The sequence below is a fragment of the Gordonia westfalica genome (assembly GCF_900105725.1).
GTDB lineage: Bacteria > Actinomycetota > Actinomycetes > Mycobacteriales > Mycobacteriaceae > Gordonia > Gordonia westfalica.
Genome location: NZ_FNLM01000034.1, coordinates 4,035,847 through 4,053,873 on the forward strand (window position 1 = coordinate 4,035,847; position 18,027 = coordinate 4,053,873).

The 18,027-nt window shown below is 66.6% G+C and carries 15 protein-coding genes; 4 read left to right on the forward strand and 11 right to left on the reverse strand.

Translation table 11 applies throughout. The annotated features are described in order from the left end of the window. Positions 1-71: 71 nt before the first annotated feature. The 7 genes from BLU62_RS23960 to BLU62_RS23990 all read right to left on the reverse strand — a co-directional run bounded on the left by BLU62_RS23960 (position 72) and on the right by BLU62_RS23990 (position 8,777). Positions 72-1,460: an NAD-dependent succinate-semialdehyde dehydrogenase gene (locus BLU62_RS23960; RefSeq protein WP_074852371.1), complete on the reverse strand. Its 1,389-nt coding sequence runs from the start codon at positions 1,458-1,460 to the stop codon at positions 72-74. Between the two features lie 76 nt (positions 1,461-1,536). Continuing rightward, a complete protein-coding gene (locus BLU62_RS23965) occupies positions 1,537-2,142 on the reverse strand; it encodes a helix-turn-helix domain-containing protein (protein WP_074852372.1) in 606 nt (201 codons plus the stop codon). 50 nt (positions 2,143-2,192) lie between these two features. After that, positions 2,193-3,179 (reverse strand): ABC transporter permease, encoded by a 987-nt coding sequence (locus BLU62_RS23970; RefSeq protein WP_074852373.1) that lies wholly within the window; start codon positions 3,177-3,179, stop codon positions 2,193-2,195. Next, positions 3,176-4,720 (reverse strand): sugar ABC transporter ATP-binding protein, encoded by a 1,545-nt coding sequence (locus BLU62_RS23975; RefSeq protein WP_074852374.1) that lies wholly within the window; start codon positions 4,718-4,720, stop codon positions 3,176-3,178. The genes BLU62_RS23970 and BLU62_RS23975 overlap by 4 nt, the downstream gene beginning before the upstream one ends. Then, a complete protein-coding gene (locus tag BLU62_RS23980; RefSeq protein WP_074853222.1) occupies positions 4,717-6,315 on the reverse strand; it encodes an amidohydrolase in 1,599 nt (532 codons plus the stop codon). The genes BLU62_RS23975 and BLU62_RS23980 overlap by 4 nt, the downstream gene beginning before the upstream one ends. Before the next feature lie 47 nt (positions 6,316-6,362). After that, positions 6,363-7,535 (reverse strand): TMAO reductase system periplasmic protein TorT, encoded by a 1,173-nt coding sequence (gene torT / locus BLU62_RS23985; RefSeq protein ID WP_074852375.1) that lies wholly within the window; start codon positions 7,533-7,535, stop codon positions 6,363-6,365. A 105-nt stretch (positions 7,536-7,640) separates the two neighbouring features. Next, positions 7,641-8,777: an FAD-dependent oxidoreductase gene (locus BLU62_RS23990; RefSeq protein ID WP_074852376.1), complete on the reverse strand. Its 1,137-nt coding sequence runs from the start codon at positions 8,775-8,777 to the stop codon at positions 7,641-7,643. A 350-nt stretch (positions 8,778-9,127) separates the two neighbouring features. Here BLU62_RS23990 and BLU62_RS23995 point away from each other — a divergent pair, with 350 nt between their 5' ends. Both BLU62_RS23995 and BLU62_RS24000 read left to right on the forward strand, forming a co-directional pair. Next, positions 9,128-10,291 (forward strand): MalY/PatB family protein, encoded by a 1,164-nt coding sequence (locus BLU62_RS23995; protein ID WP_074852377.1) that lies wholly within the window; start codon positions 9,128-9,130, stop codon positions 10,289-10,291. A 38-nt stretch (positions 10,292-10,329) separates the two neighbouring features. Further along, the gene (locus tag BLU62_RS24000; RefSeq protein ID WP_074852378.1) at positions 10,330-10,923 is read left to right on the forward strand and encodes a class I SAM-dependent methyltransferase; all 594 of its coding nucleotides are present in this window, start codon (positions 10,330-10,332) and stop codon (positions 10,921-10,923) included. 13 nt (positions 10,924-10,936) lie between these two features. On the opposite strand, the gene BLU62_RS24005 is transcribed toward BLU62_RS24000, so the two are convergent. Beyond that, positions 10,937-11,791 (reverse strand): SGNH/GDSL hydrolase family protein, encoded by an 855-nt coding sequence (locus tag BLU62_RS24005; protein WP_074852379.1) that lies wholly within the window; start codon positions 11,789-11,791, stop codon positions 10,937-10,939. A 315-nt stretch (positions 11,792-12,106) separates the two neighbouring features. Here BLU62_RS24005 and BLU62_RS24015 point away from each other — a divergent pair, with 315 nt between their 5' ends. Further along, positions 12,107-12,544 (forward strand): MarR family winged helix-turn-helix transcriptional regulator, encoded by a 438-nt coding sequence (locus tag BLU62_RS24015; RefSeq protein WP_074852381.1) that lies wholly within the window; start codon positions 12,107-12,109, stop codon positions 12,542-12,544. Positions 12,545-12,587: 43 nt separating this feature from the next. Beyond that, positions 12,588-13,010, forward strand: a complete 423-nt coding sequence (locus tag BLU62_RS24020; protein ID WP_074853224.1) for an organic hydroperoxide resistance protein — start codon at positions 12,588-12,590, stop codon at positions 13,008-13,010. Positions 13,011-13,047: 37 nt separating this feature from the next. Here the strand turns inward: BLU62_RS24020 and ilvD are convergent, their stop codons facing one another. The 3 genes from ilvD to BLU62_RS24035 form a co-directional block, all read right to left on the reverse strand. Then, on the reverse strand, positions 13,048-14,763 hold the full coding sequence (gene ilvD / locus BLU62_RS24025; RefSeq protein WP_074852382.1) for a dihydroxy-acid dehydratase: 1,716 nt from the start codon (positions 14,761-14,763) through the stop codon (positions 13,048-13,050). 98 nt (positions 14,764-14,861) lie between these two features. Beyond that, positions 14,862-16,370, reverse strand: coding sequence for an acyl-CoA synthetase (locus BLU62_RS24030; protein ID WP_074852383.1), 1,509 nt, complete (start codon positions 16,368-16,370; stop codon positions 14,862-14,864). Between the two features lie 142 nt (positions 16,371-16,512). Continuing rightward, entirely contained in the window at positions 16,513-18,009 is a 1,497-nt protein-coding gene (locus BLU62_RS24035) for a DHA2 family efflux MFS transporter permease subunit (protein ID WP_074852384.1), read from the reverse strand. Between the last annotated feature and the right edge of the window lie 18 nt (positions 18,010-18,027).

Below are 18,027 nucleotides of genomic sequence, written 5' to 3' on the forward strand. Positions count from 1 at the left end.
ATGTCCCGGACGCCGACAACCGAGACAGCGGTTGCCGGCTCATCTCGGGCGAGCGGGCAAGCGGGCCGGCGTCAGAAGGGCCAGTCGACACTGAGGTACTGCGTCTCCTGGAACGCGCGGAGACCGTCACGAGCTCCCTCTCGTCCCAGGCCGCTCTGCTTGAACCCGCCGAACGGAGCTGCGGGGTCGGACACGACACCGCGATTGATACCCACCATCCCCGCCTGAATCCGTTCGGCGAGCGCCATCGCCCGCAACGTGTCTCCGGCGAACACGTAGGCGGCGAGGCCGTGCTCGGTGGCATTGGCCAGGGCGATCACTTCGTCGTCGTCCTGCCAGGTCACCACCGGAGCGACCGGACCGAACAGCTCCTCGTTCAGGATCGGCGATCCGGGTGCCACGTCTGTCAGGACGGTCGGTGCGACGAAGTGCCCGGGGAGGTCTGGTAGCGGCGCCTGCCGGACCACGCGCGCGCCGCCGGCGACTGCGGTGTCGACCTGGGTGACCAGGCGGTCACGCTCTCGCGCACTGATCATCGGTCCGATGGCCGAACCTCGACGGGGGTCGCCGACCGCAAGGTCGCCGACTCGCGCGGCTAGGAGGGCGACGTAATCGTCGGCCACCGTTCGGTGCACGAGTATCCGATTTGCGGCCGTGCACGCCTGGCCGCCATTACGGAATTTGGCGATCATGGTTCCGGCGACGGCCTGCTCGAGATCAGCATCCTCGGTGATGATCACGGGCGCGTTTCCCCCGAGTTCCATGGAGCAGTTGATGATTCGGTCGGCTGCAGCGTGCAGGAGGAGACGCCCTACACGTGTCGACCCGGTGAATGACAGTTTCCGCACGCGCTCGTCACCGAGCCACGTGTCGACCACCGGTCCGGGATCGGTTGTCGTGACGGTCGTGAGGACACCGTCGGGGAGATCTGCTCTGGTGAGGAGGTCGGCGATCGCCATTGCCGTCAACGGGGTTTCGGCCGCCGGCTTGAGCACGACCGAACATCCGGCGGCCAAGGCAGGCGCGACTTTCCTCGTGACCATGGCGGCGGGGAAGTTCCACGGTGTGACGAGGGCCGCCACGCCGACCGGACGATGGGTGACGATGTTGCGGCTGCCGCCGGAATTGGCGACGCCGAAGGTTCCCTCGGATCTGACCGCCTCTTCTGCATACCAGCGGAAGAACTCTGCCGCATAACGAATCTCGGCATGGGCGTCGGACATCGACTTGCCGTTCTCCTGGGACACCAGGTCGGCGAGTGAGTCGGCGTCTTCGATCATCATCCGGTGTGCTCGCATCAAGATGTCCGAGCGGTCACGTGGTGCCCGTGACGCCCAGGAATCCAGGACGTGATGGGCACGCCGGACGGCCTCACGGGCTTCGGCGGGACCCATGTCAGGGACCTCCGCGACGGACGTCAGGGTGGCCGGGTTTTCGACGGTGAACGTGCGGAGGTGCACGAGGGGGCTCCTCTGGGTATGCGGGCGTGCCCGGGCGCATCGCAAGTGGCGGGCTCGGGCGAGGACGGGTTCGGGCTCAGGCGGTGGCCGAGATCCACAACCAGCGGACCGCGACCTCGCCCGGATTTCGATATGAGTGAGGTATGCGTGGATCGATGAGGAGAGCATCGCCGGCGCGCAGCAACCGAGTCGTGTCGCCCGTGTCGAACTCGAGCTCACCATCGAGAACGAGGATCAGTTCCTCTTCCTCCGAGTGCTTGTACGGGGCCACGCGAGACCGGTCTCCCGGTTCGAGGATCGCTTCGAGCACCTGAATCGTCTTGGCGTTCTCGGGTGTTATGTAGCGATCTCGGTAGACCCCGGAGGGATGCACTGCGTGTCGGTGGGGCTCTCGTCCGCCGGGATCCGGGGAGCTCTCGTCTGCGGGCTGGTCGGGGCCCGGCATCAAGGCCGACATCGGGATGTTGAGCGCGCCGGCGATTCGTAGCAACGATGTGAAGGACGGATTTGTTCGTCCGCGCTCCACCAGCGACAGGAAACCGATGGAGAGTCCGGTCTGCTCTGCGAGCTGCCCCAACGTCATCGAGCGCTTCTTGCGATTCCGCCGTACTTCCGCACCGAGCTGTTCGGCGTCGTCGGGGCCGCTCGTCGGGGCCTCGGACGGAGGGGGTGGAGTCGACATGTCGCAGTCAGCCTACATTCTCGCCGACGAGATCGAGCAGCTCAGCCGGGTCACAGCGACTCCCTCAGTCGTTCCAGTCCGACCGCGCAGATGAGCACGGTGCCGATCACGAGTTGTTGGACGTAGCTGGAGACGTGCAACAGGTTCATGCCGTTGCTCAGCACGCCCAGGAACAGGACACCGACGACGACCCGCCAGACCTTGCCCTCACCGCCGAAGAGCGAGGTGCCGCCCAGCACGGCGGCCGCGATCGAGAGCATGACGTAGCTACCGCCAAGGGAGGCCTCTCCGGATCCGACGCGAGCCGTCAGCAAGACGCCTGCGAAGGCGGCCAGGACCGAGCAGAGCACGAAGCCGATCATGACGGTGCGACGCACGTTGATACCCGCCGCGCGTGCGGCTTCCGGATTACCGCCGACGGCGTACATGTCCCGTCCCAGACGTGCCCGACCGAGGAGCACTGCGACGATGATCATCACCACGACTCCTAGCACGACCGGCACCGGTATCCCGAGAACCTGTCCGGTGCCGAGAACATCGGAGAACTTCAACGGGATTCCGGTGACGGGAGCGCCGTTCGAGACGATGAGTGCCAGTCCGGTGAGGATCGATGTGGTCCCGAGCGTCGCCATGAAGGACGGCACTCGCCAGAACGCGACGAGCGCACCGTTGACGAGGCCGACCGCGACACCGAAACCCAAGCCGACCAGAAGTCCCAGGGCGACGCTCGCGCCAGGGACGACCTCTCGGGTCACGGTCGCGACGAGGACACTCGTTGCTGCCACTGTCGCGCCGACGGACAGGTCGAGCTGGGCGTGGATGAGGACGATCATCTGGCCCAAAGTGATCAGCAGCAGGAAGACGGACTGTCGCGCCACGTTGACGAGATTCGAGCTCTCGACGAATTGCGGTTCGAGTACGGCGAACAGCGCCACCATCGCGACGAGGAGAACGGGAAGAAGATAGTCGTACAAGAGCGGGCGTAGGGAACGTCGCCCGGAGCGGACAGTGGTCAGCGCTGAGGCAGCAGCGGTCATGCGACCGACTCCTTCGTTGTCGTGGAGGGAAGAGGAGAGGGCTCGGGATCCGGGGTCGCCGGCAGGCCGAACATGGCCCGCCCGACGCGGTCGGCATCGATCTCCGCGCCCTTGAGATGGGCGGTGATCCGGCCTTCGGCGACCACGTAGATGCGATCACTCACACCCACGAGTTCGGTCAGGTCCGAGGAGATCATGACCACTCCGCACCCGCGGTCTGCGTACGAACCGAGGAGCCGGTAGACGTCGGCCTTCGCACCGACGTCGATACCGACGGTCGGCTCGTCGAAGATGTGGACGTCGGAGTCGCGCAGAAGGCCGCGTGCGAGAACGGCTTTCTGCTGATTTCCGCCGGAGTAGGACTGGGCTCGGCGTTCCACATCGCGCGGGCGCATGTCGAGCTTGTCCGCGAACTCGCGGCACCGTTGTTGCTCGTTCTTCGTCCGTATCAGACCGTTGGTGGTGAGACCGCCGGCACGATGAGCGCCCAGGGTCATGCTCTCGCGAATCGCCCGCATCGGGACGAGTCCCTCGCGCCGACGGTCGGCCGGGTAGTACACGAGACCGCGTCGCAGCATCTTCGACGGTTGTGCCGGTCGAACATCGGCGCCGCCCACTCTGACGCGGTCGACAGTGGATGGTTCGAGCCCGAAGAGGGCGCGCCCGATGTCGGACTTTCCGCAGCCGATCAGTCCGGCGATGCCGACGATCTCACCGCGCCGGACGTGCATGGCGACGTCCCTCAGCAAACGTGTGTTCAGTCCCTCGACGCGGAGGACTTCCTCGCCGGGGGTGCGAGCGGTGTGCTGGTAGAGGGTCTCCGCCGGACGTCCGATCATGCGTTCGACCAGTTCGTCCTCGATGATCGGACGTTCGGAGGTGTTCACGTATCGGCCGTCCCGCAGCACCGTCACCCGGTCGGCGATCTCGACGACCTCCGCCATGCGATGACTCACGTAGAGCACTGCCACCCCACGTGCGCGCAGACCGTCCACGATCGTCAGTAGACGACGGCTCTCCTCGTGTCCGAGTGAGGCGGTCGGCTCGTCGAGGATCAGCACACGAGGCTGATGCCGGAGAGCGCGTGCGATCTCGATCAGCTGTTGCTCGGAGCGTGCCAGGGAACGCGCCGGCCGGTCGAGGTCGAGCTCGACCCCGAGCAACTCCAGCGCTTCGGCGGCCTGGCGCCGCACGTCCTTCGGGTTCACGAAAGCGCGCGAACCGGGGGCTTCTCCGAGTACGACGTTCTCGGCCACCGTCAACGACGGCACGATACTGAGCTCCTGGAACACGGTGCGGATGCCGACGGAACGGGACTCCTTCGGGTTCTTGAACCGGACCGCTCGGTCGTCGACCCTCACCTCGCCCGATGAGTGTTGATGGATACCGGCCAGCACTTTGATCAGTGTCGATTTCCCGGCGCCGTTCTCACCCATGAGCGCATGGATCTCGCCTGCCCGGATGTCGAAGGAGACGTCGGCGAGGGCGGTCACCGGACCGAAGGTCTTCCCGACCGCCTCGAGGGTCACGACCGCGCTCACGCGTACGCCTCCTCGAATTCGAGTACGCCACCGATCCATGTCCGCGTGACACGGATGTCGGCGATGTCGTCCACACCGACGGCGCGGGGATCGTGGTCCAGCGTGATCAGGTCGGCATGAGCGCCGACCTCGATGGTTCCGACGTGACCGCTCATCGCGAGTGACTCGGCCGCGGACAGGGTGTGGCACCGCAGGGCTTCGCCGACCGTGATCGCCTCGTGGGGTTCGACCGGGCGTCCCCAGTATCCTTTTCGTCCGACCGCTGAGGCGATGGTGGCGAACGGGTTGCTCGCTCCGGCCTCGCCACCGATCGCGACGTCCGAACTGAACGCCGGCCAGATGCCCTCGTCGAGAATCGTCCGCAACGGCATCCGGCCACGGGTTCCGGTGCTGGGGAACAGCATCGGAACGAAATCGGCGATGAAGTTGGTGAGGAACCCGGGCTGCATCACCGGGAGGACTCCGGTGTCGCGCCAGCGTCGGACGGTGTTCTGGGGATCCTCCAGCACGTTTCCGAGATGTTCGATCCGGACGCCTCCTCGGCGTATCGGTCCGGCCGCCGAAACCGCGTCGAGAGCCTCTTGTTGTGCACGAGTGCCGTTGGCGTGGATGGCGAGTTGGACGCCCGCTGCCTGCGTCGACTCGAGTGCGGCGATCAAGGCGCTGCGCTCGAGGTTGAGCTTGCCGTGATAACCGGGATGCGGCGCGTGATCACAGGAGTACTCGGTCAGACTCGCCGCATTTCTCGCCGAGTAACCGCCGTCAGCGAAAACCTTTGTTCCGCAGGCACTCAAGCGTCCGCCCAGGGTCGCTTCCCGGACCCATTGCAACGCCTCGTCGTGTGGGGCGAACGAGGGGGCCATGGCGTAGAGACCGAACCTGGCCGGCACCGCGCCGCTTCGCGAGGATACGGCGAGGGCGTTCAGATTCCGCTCGGATTCGACCATTTCACCGATGGTCGTGACCCCGTACCTGAGGAACTCCGACCGGTACACGGAGGTGAACGCGTCGACGAGCTCCTCGTGATCCGGTTCGGGGATTCCGAGGTGGCGATCGATCTCGCCTACCACCCCGGTTGGGCGTCCGGCCGAGTCGAGTTCGACGACCGGGCGCCCCCAGAGGCCCTCGGTGCTCCCCAGGAACCGCTCCACCCGGGCGAGTTCCAGAGCTGCTGAGTTGAGCACCGAGACGTGACCGCCGCAGTGCACGACGATCGGGTGGGTAATGGACACGGAATCGAGTTCGTCGCGAGTGGGTAACCGGCGTTCGGCGAGTTTCTGGTCGTAGAACAGGTTTCCGTAGCCCACCAGCCAGGGACCGCACAGTCTGCCTGCGCGCAGTCCGTCACTCAGGGCGTCGAGCGCTTCAGAGATCGTGCGAACGGTCGGCACACGGCAATCGACGGCGCGTGCGCGTGCGGCTGCGTACTGGGAGAAGTGGGTGTGGGGATCGACAAACCCCGGAGCGAGAACACCGTCGAACTCGGTTATCTCGGTTCCCAGGCCGACGAGGTGGCGGAAGAGATCATCGCCGCCAAGGTCGACGATGACCCCGTCACGGACCACGACAGTCGTGATGTCGGAACGAGCAGACATCGCGAGAACCTTGCCGTGCAATACCAGTTGTTCGCTCGTGTCGGCATTCACTGGGCGGCCTTCAGTGAGTAATTCGGCCGGAAGCTCGGCGGCGCGAAACTACCGTTCATGTCGAACTCGTCGATGTTGGCCAATTCGCCTTCGGCCGAGCCGCAGACGACCACCGGAACGGGCGCATATCGCTCGACGGCACCGGGAGCGGGCAAGTCCTCGAGCACGCGGACGGCATAGTCCACTGCCATCTGCCCGATGAGGCTGGACTGCTCGGAGGGGCCACAATTGGCCCGGCCGGCGCCCATCAACTCGACGAGTTCGGGAGTCACATAGGTGGTGTAGACGCCGATCCGGTCGGCCAGTCCGCGCTCGCCGAGAACCTGGGTGGCCGCTTCGGCCATGACCGCGTTGCCCACCAGCGCATCGATGTCGGGATTCGATGCCAAGACGTCCTCGACCAGCTTGAGCTGCACTTCTTTTCCGGTGTCCCCGTACTTGACGTCGGCAACGGTGACCTGCGAACCCGCGATCGTGGCCTCGAAGCCCTCACGGGAACGCTCGGCCCAGCCGGCACCCGCCGGGCCGGGGAGCAAGGCGACCCGCATCGGCCGGTCGAGGGAGACGAGGTGTTCACCGATCAACCGGCCCATGTCGACGTAGTCCTGGAGGACATGGCCCGCAACCTCGTTGCTGGACACCCCGTTTCCGACGTCGATGACCGGGACACCCGCCGCGACAGCATCTTTGACTGCGTTGTTCAGCGACTCGAAACTCACCGCGCTGAGGAGGATCGCGTCGGCACCCGACGACACGCAGTTTTCGACCTGCGAAACCTGTTCGGAGAGATTGTTGTAACCGCCGGCGTCGCTGGTCGACAGCCCCACTCCGAGAGACTTCGCCTGGCTCACCTCACCGTAGTTGATGCCGATCCAGGTCGAGTCCTTCATGTGGGGCAGGACCGAGCACAACTGCCACGGTTTGGTGACCTGCTCACGGGAGAGCGATGTGTACTTGCCCTCCGAGTTCGGTCCGACGCACCCGGCGGGATCGACGCCGGGAGCGGCGCAGTCGGTGAGAAGGGCGTCGACACTCCAGGATTGACCGGATGTGTCGATCTCCCGGATCGCGTCGGATGAGCTGCCGTCTTCTGCACACGACGTGATCAGAATTGTGCACCCGGCAAGCACCGCAGAGGCTCGCGCGAGTCGGGTCAGGGGGAGACGCATGAGACAAACTCCTTACGAAAAGCCGTGATTCGGAGGGTCACGGGTTTCAGAATGGGGACGAACGACGGCACTGAGCGGCACTGACCAGCGCGTGGGACGGCGACCTCACCAGGTCTTGGTGAGCTCACCTTCGGGGAATTGCTCGGCAGCGAAGTTGATTGCCCCCTGTGCGGACCGCGTGCCCAGGAAGCGCCGGACGACGCTCGATCGCACATCGAGGAGGTTGGACGGCCAGCGGGTACCGACGCGCCCGTAGATGCGCGAATACGCCTGCACGCCGTCGCTCAACGACCGTTGTTCGCTCTCCCACATACGAAGTGCTCGGTCGATGGAGTGGCTTTGCCCGATGGCCAACGCGAGTGCGACCGCATTCGTCATGGCCACGCATGCGGCCTGCCCGAGGTTCGGAGACATCGCGTGGGCGGCATCGCCGAGCAGTGCGGCGCGTCCGGTGTACCAATCGGATACGTGGACGTCGTAGAACGGCGCCCAACGGCCCTCACCGTCGGTAGGGATCCGTTCCAGCTGGGAGCGGAAGTCCGGGAAGCTCTCGATCCACGTCTCCGGGTCGAATGGCTGCTGACGTCGGCCGGCGACGTCGTCTGCGGGGCAGCAGAGGAAGACGTAGGTCTCCTCCGGTGAGCAGGGCACGACGCCGATCCGCCGGCCCCCGTTCCACTGTTCGATGGCGCGGTGAACCGGGTCGTCGCTGGTACGAGGGATGAGATGGCGACCTCCGCCGTCGCGGAGATCGACCATCTTGGTGCGCAATCCGAGTGACTCGCGCACACGGGAGTAGACGCCGTCGGCGCCCACCACGAGGTCAGCAGGGTAGTGGGTGCCATCTGAGCCGATGAGCGTTCCGCCCGACTCCGCGCCTGCGATTGGGGACTCGGTCCGGATGTCGACGCCGAGGCTTGTCGCGGTGTCGACCAGGCATCGGTGGAGGTGGCGACGGCCCACGGTGTACAGCCGCTTGTTCCGCAGCCATTCGGTCTGGAGGGTTCGGCCGTGATGATCGCGCAACGTCGGCTCGTCGAGGCGTTCCGCTCGCGCGACGACCGCATCGTAGGCGCCGATGGATTCCAGTGCCCGCAAACCGTTTTCCCACAGGTAGATTCCGGCGCCGATCTCTCGGAGCTCTCCGGTCTTCTCGTGGACGCGAACGGTCCAGCCGTTGCGCGCCAGCGCAGAGGCCAGGACGAGTCCGGACAGGCCGGCGCCGGCAATCTCGGCATGCATAGATGTGTCTCCTTAGGGATTAAGCGACAACTGAGGTCACGAGGGGATGTACGGCACGGTGTGCCGCTGTCAGAGCCGTGAGTGTCGGGCGTCGACAGCGCGGCGATACGGTGAGGCGGTGTCGGGCAACGCTTCGCGGTGTTCAACCGCGACGCTGGGCGACGTGGCCGGTTTTACTGACAGTAAAATGCTAACCAGAACATGTAGTTATCGGCAACACATTCGCAAGAGTTTTTACTGCTGTAACAATTCGGATTGTCGCCGCCGAACGGCATCCGTGGTCGGGCGAGTGCGGTTCGAGTGTTCGCCGACGGGGTAGGTGGCGGGTCGAAGCTGGTATCAAGAACCCCGTGACGCCGAGACCCACCGCACCGCCCCTCGCCGAACTCCGACGCCGCACCAGCTCGAAGTGGTCCACGCACCCCGATGCCGTGCTGCCGCTGTTCATCGCGGAGATGGATTATCAGCTCGCGCCGGTCGTCGCGGAGGCGATGATCGACCGCATCCGGGCGTCGGATGTCGGTTACGCCGGTGACTCGGGCGGTGTGGGAACGGCTTTCGCGGGTTTCGCCGATCGCCGCTGGAACTGGCAGGTGACCGCCGAAGACGTCACTCTGACCACCGATGTGAGCGTCGTGATCGTGGAGACGCTGCGTGCGGCGATCCGGCCGGGTGACGTCGTCATCCTGATGCCGCCGGTGTATCCGCCGTTCTTCGAGCTCATCCCGGAGGCAGGCGGAACCGTCGTCGAGGTGCCGTTGCTCGATGAGCCGGAATGGCGGATTGATCTCGGCGGCATCGAGAGGGCGCTGCGGGCAGGTGCGCGGGCCGTGCTGTTGTGTCACCCGCACAATCCGGTCGGGCTCGTCCACGACGCCGCCGACCTGGCCCGCTTGGCTGAACTCGCGGCGTCGTACGGTGCGACGATCGTGAGCGACGAGATCCATGCTCCGCTGGTTCATCCCGGTGTCGGGTTCGCCCCGTTCCTGACGGTCAGCGACGCCGCGCGTGAGGTCGGTATCGCGGCGCATTCGGCGAGTAAGGCGTTCAACCTGGCCGGGGCCAAGTGCGCGCTGATGGTCGCCACCTCGGACGCTACCCGGGCGATCGTCGCACGTCAGCCCGACGAGGTGCAGTACCGCACGTCCATCCTCGGCCGCGCCGCTACCGAAGCCGCCTTCACTCAGGGCGACGACTGGCTCGACGCCACCCTGGAGGTCATCGGGGAGAGCCTCGATCTGCTGGATCAGCTGCTGGCCAAACATCTTCCGGGTGTCGGCTACACACGACCGAACGCGTCGTACCTGGCGTGGCTGGACCTCCGCGACGCCGGCCTCGGCGACAACCCGGGCCTGCCGATCCTCGAGCACGGCCGGGTCGCGCTGCACTACGGTCCCGCGTTCGGCTCGCCGGGTAAGGGTTTCGCTCGGCTGAACGTCGCGTGTTCGCCGGAGGTGCTGACCGAGGCGATCGAGCGGATCGCCCGCGTCGTCGACAAGCCGCCCGTTCCATAGCTCGAATGCGGACGCGGCGAGCTGCTATGAATTTCAGAATGGGAAACGAGCGGGCAGCCGAGTGGGACGAGCGATACGGCAATGCCGAGCGGCTGTGGACGGCGGACGTCAATCCCGCGCTGATCACCGAGGCAGACGCGTTGTCGTCGAGCACCGCGCTCGACGTCGGGTCGGGCGAGGGCGCCGACGCCCGCTGGCTGGCGAAACGCGGTTGGCGGGTGACCGCGGTCGACATCTCGCAGGTCGCCCTCGACCGGGCACGCGAGATCAGCGGCGATCTGCCGATCACCTGGGAACACGCCGACCTCGTCGTCGACCCCGTCCCGGGCGGCGACTACGGCCTCGTCGCGCTGCACTACTTCCCGATCCCCGTCGAGGAGATCGAGGTCGCTCGGAAACTCGTCGCCGCGGTCGGTCCGGAAGGTTCGCTGCTCGTCGTCGCACATGCGCCGGAGGGTGTGCGGGCTCACGGGTTCGATCCCGACGATTACCTCCAGCCCGGCGGTTTCGCGGAGCTGCTCGGTGACGACTGGGACATCGTCACCGACGAGACACGCGAACGCGGCAAGGCCGCCGGTGGAGGACATCACACGCACGACGTCGTGTTCCGTGCCCGACGAGTCCACCCGTAGGCCCCGGCACAGATCAGTCGAGCGCGGCGAGAACCGCCTTCGCCACCTGCTGGTGACCCTTCGCGTTCGGATGAAGCCTTAGCGCGCCAATCGGATTCGTGTAGGGCTCCACCCACCTCGTCGACTGTGGCTTGCATGAATCGTGCCCGACGCTGGGGCCGTACGTGTCGACGAAATCGACACCTGCCGACTGGGCCTGAGTCTTCAGCATGGTGTTCAGCTCGACCTCGAGACGGTCGAGAAAGGCGGTGTCCGGAGCTGAGAACGGGTTTCGTCCGGGGCAGTTGCCCTGTTGCGGGTAGACCGCCGGATACCCGACGACGAGGATCCGGGCCGACGGTGCGCGGTCTTTGACCCCCGCGATGGCGGCGGCGATGTTCGCGGCCGTCACCTGGATCTCGGCGGAGTACCGGCCGAGGGTTCGAGCTTCACACGGAGCGAGTTGTGAGCTGCCCGAGGCGGTCTGGGAGCAATCGGCGATGCTGCCGGAGTACACGTTTCCGTCGTTGTAGCCGATCTGCATCGTGACGACGTCCGTCGTCGAGCTCAGGCCGTCGAACTGTGGTGGCTGACCGGCGGTCTGGCTCGTCGTGAGATGCCGGGTCTGGGCACCACCACAGCTCATGTCCTTGAGTCGGTAACCCTGTTCTTCGGCGACTGTCCTCGGGAAGTTGCTGGTGGAGCGGCCACAGCCGCTCGGCGATCCCGGCACCGGCGACGGAATCCCGACACCCGCCGAGAACGACGCCCCGAGCGCCACGTACTCGGGTGGATCGTCGGCGACCGCGACCGCGGTTGCCCCGGCTATCAGACCGGCCACAGATGCCGACACGATGGCCGGTGTTGCACTTCGACGGCGTAGACGCATGGGTCGAGAGTGCCCGCCTGAGTACAGGAGTGAACTCGCGGTGACTGGTTCGTGAGGGAACCGAGACGACCTCGTCACCTGCTCAGTGGATCAAGACGACATTGCGTTCTGTCGCGGTAACCGCGACAGAACGCAAAGTCATCCCCCGAGGGGCCGCCGCTGATATGTACCCGCCGAACAGCAGGTACAGCCCGAGGAACGTGTAACAGACCATCGTGACCATCATGGTCAGCTGGCCGGGACGGGCGACGTCGGCGACCACCCGGAGGGGAAAGTAGGTTGTGCACAATTAAGTTGCGCACTACTGTTCTGGGCGTGCCCACCAATCCGGAGCCGCTTGACCGACAGCTCTGTTTCTCGTTGTACGCCGCCACCCGGGCCGTCACCGGCCTCTATCGAGAGGTGCTGTCCGAGTTCGGGCTCACGTTTCCCCAGTACCTCGTCCTGCTCGCCCTCTGGGAACAGGACGGGCTCACCGTGCGAGAACTGGGCGAGCGGCTCCAGCTCGACAGCGGGACGTTGTCGCCGCTACTACGTCGTCTCGAGCGGGCCGGGTACACCAACCGTGAACATTCGGTCGAGGATGCCCGCGTCGTTCATGTCCACCTGACCCGGGAAGGCGATGCGCTGCGTAGCCAGGGCGGCCGGATCCAAGGATGCCTGGTGGACAACCTGGATCTCACGTACGACGAGGCGTCGACCCTGCATGCGTTGGCGCACAAGGTCACCGACCAGGCGCGCGGCCGTAACTGATCAGAAGAATCAAATCATTTCCCACCAGTTGAAGGAGACGAACATGAACGCCCTCTACACCGCAGAGGCCCTGGCCACCGGCGCGGGACGCAACGGCCACGTCCGCACCACCGACGGCTTCGTCGACACCGACCTCGCCATTCCGCGCGAGATGGGTGGTGCCGGCGGTGCCGCCAACCCCGAGCTGCTCTTCGCCGCCGGTTACGCCGCCTGCTTCCACTCCGCCCTGCAGGCGGTGGCCCGCGAGGCCAAGGCCACGCTGGGCGATTCGAGCGTCGGGGCCAAGGTTGGCATCGGCCCCGACGAGCAGGGCGGCTTCCAGCTCGCTGTCACTCTCGAGGTCGTCATCCCCGACCTTCCCCAGGACCAGGCGCAGGCCCTTGCCGACCGCGCGCACCAGGTCTGCCCCTACTCCAACGCCACCCGCGGCAACATCGACGTCAACGTCATCGTCGTCGACGACTGACCGAGCCTCGCTGGGAGAGCAGCTCCGCAGGAGGCCGTCAGCGGCAGACGGCTCCCTGCGAAGCGGACGTGACCAGCTTCGAGTACTTCGCCAGGACGCCACGCGTGTACCGGGGTGGCAGGGGAGTGAACTCCTTTGCGCGGGAATCGAGTTCGGTGTCGTCGACCAGCAGGTCGAGGAGACCGCGCCCGACGTCGAGACGGATGCGGTCGCCGTCGCGGACGAGGGCGATCGGGCCACCGTCGACGGCCTCCGGCGCGACGTGGCCCACGCACAGCCCGGTGGTGCCGCCCGAGAACCGGCCGTCGGTCATCAGCAGCACGTCCTTGCCGAGGCCGGCGCCCTTGATGGCGCCGGTGATGGCCAGCATCTCGCGCATGCCCGGTCCGCCCTTGGGGCCTTCGTAGCGGATGACGACGACGTCTCCGACCGTGATGGTGCCGTCTTCGAGTGCGTCCATCGCGGCGCGCTCACGGTCGAAAACCCGTGCAGTGCCCTCGAATACGTCGGAGTCGAAGCCCGCCGACTTCACCACGGCGCCTTCCGGAGCCAGCGATCCCTTGAGGATGGTGATGCCACCGGTCGGGTGGATGGGGGACTTCGTGGCGCGGAGGACCTGTCCGTCGGGGTCGGGCGGCGCGATGTGCGCGAGGTTCTCCGCGACCGTCTTGCCGGTCACCGTGAGGCAGTCGCCGTACAGGAGCCCCGCGTCGAGGAGGGCCTTCATCACCACCGGCACACCACCGATGCGGTCGACGTCGGTCATCACGTGCCGGCCGAACGGTTTGACGTCGGCGAGATGGGGGACGCGGGAACCGACGCGGATGAAGTCGTCGAGCGACAGTTCGACCTCGGCCTCGTTGGCGATGGCGAGCAGATGGAGCACCGCGTTGGTGGACCCGCCGAATGCCATCACCACGGCGATCGCGTTCTCGAAGGCCTCGCGGGTCATGATGTCGCGCGCGGTGATTCCGCGTCGGAGCATCTCGACGACAGCGATACCGCTCTGGCGGGCGAACTGGTCGCGGCGCTTGTCCGGCGCCGGGGGAGCAGCACTACCCGGGAGCGACATCCCGAGTGCCTCGGCCGCACTCGCCATCGTGTTGGCGGTGTACATCCCACCGCAGGCGCCCTCACCCGGGCAGATCGCGCGCTCGATGGTGTCGACGTCCTCACGGCTCATCAGGCCGCGGGAGCATGCGCCCACCGCCTCGAAGGCGTCGATGATGGTGACCTGACGTTCCTTGCCGTCGGACAGCGTGGCGTATCCCGGCAGCGTCGACCCGGCGTAGAGGAACACCGACGCGAGATCGAGCCGGGCGGCGGCCATGAGCATGCCGGGCAGGGACTTGTCGCAGCCGGCGAGCAGGACCGAGCCGTCGAGCCGCTCCGCACTCATCACGGTTTCGACGCTGTCGGCGATCACCTCGCGGGAGACCAGCGAGAAGTGCATGCCCTCGTGGCCCATCGAGATGCCGTCGGACACCGAGATGGTGCCGAATTCGAGCGGGTATCCGCCGCCCTCGTGTACGCCGTCCTTGACGGCCTTGGCCAGGCGGTCGAGCGAGAGGTTGCACGGCGTGATCTCGTTCCACGACGACCCGACACCGATCTGGGGTTTCGCCCAGTCGTCGTCTCCCATGCCCACCGCGCGGAGCATGCCGCGAGCGGCGGTCTTCTCCAGGCCGTCCGTGACGTCGCGACTACGGGGTTTGATGTCCACGTCGTTGTTTGTGTTCGTGCGCTCGGTCATGGGGTCCACGGTAGTGGTCCCCGAACGAGATCAGGCTGCGTTTGACCCCGGCACGCGGGAGCGAACACAGCCTGATCTCGCCAGAAGGGTGACGGTTTCTAGGCGCGCAGCTCCCGCTTGAGGAGCTTGCCGCTCTGGTTGCGCGGCAGTTCCTCGACGAACTTCACCAGCTTCGGGACCTTGAACGGTGCGAGCTGCTGTTTGACGTGATCGATCAGTTCGGCCTCGGTGACCACGGCCTCGGCGCGCAACACCACGACCGCGGTGATCGCCTCGATCCACTTGTCGTCCGGGGTGCCGATCACGGCGACCTCGGCGACGGCCGCATGGGTGTAGATCGCATCCTCGACCTCGCGCGACGCGACGAGGATGCCACCGGTGTTGATGACGTCCTTGATGCGGTCGACGACGGTGACGTAACCCTCCTCGTCGCGTGTGACGAGGTCACCGGAGTGGAACCAACCGTCGCGGAAGGCCTCTTCGGTGGCGGTCGGGTTGTCCCAGTAGCCCTGGCACAGCTGCGGCGATCGGTACAGGATCTCGCCGGGCTCGCCGACGGGGACGTCGTTGCCGTCGGCGTCGACGACGCGGGTCTCGACGAAGAACACCGGACGGCCGCACGATGCGGGTCGGGCGTCGTGCTCTGCGGGGCGGAGAACCGTTGCCAGCGGCCCGATCTCGGACTGGCCGAAGCAGTTGTAGAAGCCGAGGTCGGGGTAGCGCTCACGCAGACGCTGTAGCACGGTGACCGGCATGATCGACGCGCCGTACTGCGCCTTGCGCAGCGACGACAGGTCGCGGGTCTCGAGGTCGGGGTGCGCGGCCAGGGGCACCCACACCGTCGGTGCCAGGAACAGCGAACCGATCTCGTACTCCTCGACGAGCCGCAGGATCTCGGGGATGTCCGGCGCCGGCATCAACCGGACAGTCGCGCCGACCGCGAGGTACGGGAGCATGAACACGTGCATGCCCGCCGAGTGGTAGAGCGGCATGCAGATGAGCGGGTTGTCGTCGGCGTCGAGGTCGAGCGCGATGATCGACGAGGTGTACTCGTGGATCAGGGCGCGGTGGGTCATCATGGCGCCCTTGGGTTTCGACGTGGTCCCCGAGGTGTAGAGGAACTGCACCAGGTCGGTGTCGTCCACCGCGACGTCGAGGGCGGGCACGTCTCCGGCGGTCGCGATGGCGATGAGTGAGTCGTCGGTGTCGCGCAGGGGGAGCACGAACTCGGCCGGCACGATGTCGATGACGGCGTCGAGGTTGTCGGCGAGTGCCGGGTCGACGAGTACGGCCCGCGCGCCGGACTGCTCCAGGAGATAGCTCAGCTCGCCGCCGCGCAGCGCGTAATTGATCGGCACGTGAACCAGCCCGGCACGCGCCGCGGCGAGGTAGCCGATGACATAGGCGTGCGAGTTGGTGCCGTAGCCGGCCACGCGATCACCCTTGGCGAGGCCGAGGGACAGGAGATGCGCGGCGGCGCGGGTCACCGCGTCGTCGAGTTCGCGGTAGGTCAGCGTGTCGTCGCCGAAATGGAGGGCGGCGCGGTCGGGGAATCTCGCGGCAGTGCGGCGCAGCACTCCGTCGACGGTGTTCGAAGTGGGGGTCATCACATCATCAGGATGACTGTTGCGCGGGTGGCAGTGGCAGGCACCCCGCTCCTCGTCGTCGGTCGTTGATGTGAGCAACGAGAGTCACGGCGTAACCGCAGGTACCGCTCCCGGCGGGAGGCCGGGCGCGGTACCAGGTGAACTACCTGGACGCGTCGAGTGGGCGCCCCGGTTCGTCGTCGACGGCGGGCTGAGACGCTGCGATCGGCCCGGCCGCCCGCGGCAGCCACAGCGCCAAGACCATCGCCGCCACCAGAAGACCGAGCGTCAGCAGGTACGTGTCGGCGACGGCGCTCGCGAGGTCGGGAGCCGCGGCGGTCCGTTCCTCCGGGTTCATACGCTGGGCGCCGGTCATCCCGGTGCCATCGAGCACCTCCGTCCGCGAGTTGAACAGCGAGGTGAGGATCGTGGCGGCGAGCGCGGCGCCGATCGCGCTCGCGAACTGGTTGCCGGTGGTGAGGATCGTGGTCGCCGACCCGGTGTCCGGACCCTCGACACCGCGCAGCCCCGCGGTCATCAGGGGCATGAACGTCGAACCGATCCCCACGCCCATCACGACGCCGATGCCCATGAGAACGGGGTAGGGGGTGTCGTGGTCGAGGACGGTGGTCATGAGGGTCATCGCGACGATCGTGGCGCTGATCCCGAACCAGATGACACGGCGTGGATCGGTGCGGTCGACGGTTCGGCTCGCGACCTGCGCGACCACAGCCGTGGTGAGGGCCTGGGCGATCATGATCATCCCGGCCGTGGTGGCGCTGTCACCGCGCACCGCCTGAATGTAGATGGGCCCCATCATCATCGACCCGAAGTATGCGCCGGCGACCAGCAGCATCGCACCGGATCCGGTGGCCAGCGAGCGTTTGCGAAGCAGTCTCAGATCGAGCAGTGGCCCGGGCGAACGCAGCGTGCGGAGCACGAACAACATCAGCAGCGCGAGACCGATCCCCGCCGGGACCACGACGTTCGCGTCGAACGGTTCACCGGCCTCCCCGGCCTGGGCAAGACCGTAGACCAGTAGGGCGCCACCCGGCGCGAGGCAGAGCAGGGCCGCCCAATCCAGGGTCTCCGTCGCGGCGCTGACAGGGCGCGGAAAGAGCCTGAGTGCCAGCGTGATTGCGAGCACACCGACCGGGACGTTGATCAGGAACAGCGATCGCCAGCCCACGTGGTCGACGAGCAGTCCACCCGTGGTCGGACCCAATACCGGGCCGACGAGCAGCGGGATGCCGAGCCAGCCCATGAGCTGACCGCGGTGCCGCTCGTCGACGAGGCTCAACGCGATCGTCATGCCGACCGGCTGGAGGAACCCACCGCCGAAACCCTGTATCGCACGGAACATGACGAGGCTCTGGATGTTCCAGGCCAGCCCGGCGAGTGCCGAGCCCACGACGAAGAGGGTGAGCGCCGAGATGTAGACGCGCTTCGCGCCGAACCTCCGGATCGCCCACGCGGAGGTCGGCATCACCGCGACGAGCGCGAGCGTGTAGGCCGTGGTCACCCACTGGACGGTCGAGAGTGGGGTGTCGAAGGACTCGGCCAGGCGCGGGATGGCCACGACGGTGACGGTCACGTCGAGCATCACCATGAGAGTTCCGAGTGCGAGGACCGACGCGACCTTCTTCGCGAGTGCATCCATGCGTCAGGCCGCTTCTTG

Coding starts and splice junctions, on each gene's coding strand:
- BLU62_RS24000 (WP_074852378.1), top strand. CDS start 10,330: ATGGGAAACGAGCGGGCAGCCGAGTGGGACGAGCGATACGGCAATGCC.
- ilvD (WP_074852382.1), bottom strand. CDS start 14,763: ATGACCGAGCGCACGAACACAAACAACGACGTGGACATCAAACCCCGT.
- torT (WP_074852375.1), bottom strand. CDS start 7,535: ATGCGTCTCCCCCTGACCCGACTCGCGCGAGCCTCTGCGGTGCTTGCC.
- BLU62_RS23980 (WP_074853222.1), bottom strand. CDS start 6,315: ATGTCTGCTCGTTCCGACATCACGACTGTCGTGGTCCGTGACGGGGTC.
- BLU62_RS24005 (WP_074852379.1), bottom strand. CDS start 11,791: ATGCGTCTACGCCGTCGAAGTGCAACACCGGCCATCGTGTCGGCATCT.
- BLU62_RS24035 (WP_074852384.1), bottom strand. CDS start 18,009: ATGGATGCACTCGCGAAGAAGGTCGCGTCGGTCCTCGCACTCGGAACT.
- BLU62_RS23990 (WP_074852376.1), bottom strand. CDS start 8,777: ATGCATGCCGAGATTGCCGGCGCCGGCCTGTCCGGACTCGTCCTGGCC.
- BLU62_RS24030 (WP_074852383.1), bottom strand. CDS start 16,370: ATGACCCCCACTTCGAACACCGTCGACGGAGTGCTGCGCCGCACTGCC.
- BLU62_RS24020 (WP_074853224.1), top strand. CDS start 12,588: ATGAACGCCCTCTACACCGCAGAGGCCCTGGCCACCGGCGCGGGACGC.
- BLU62_RS23965 (WP_074852372.1), bottom strand. CDS start 2,142: ATGTCGACTCCACCCCCTCCGTCCGAGGCCCCGACGAGCGGCCCCGAC.
- BLU62_RS23970 (WP_074852373.1), bottom strand. CDS start 3,179: ATGACCGCTGCTGCCTCAGCGCTGACCACTGTCCGCTCCGGGCGACGT.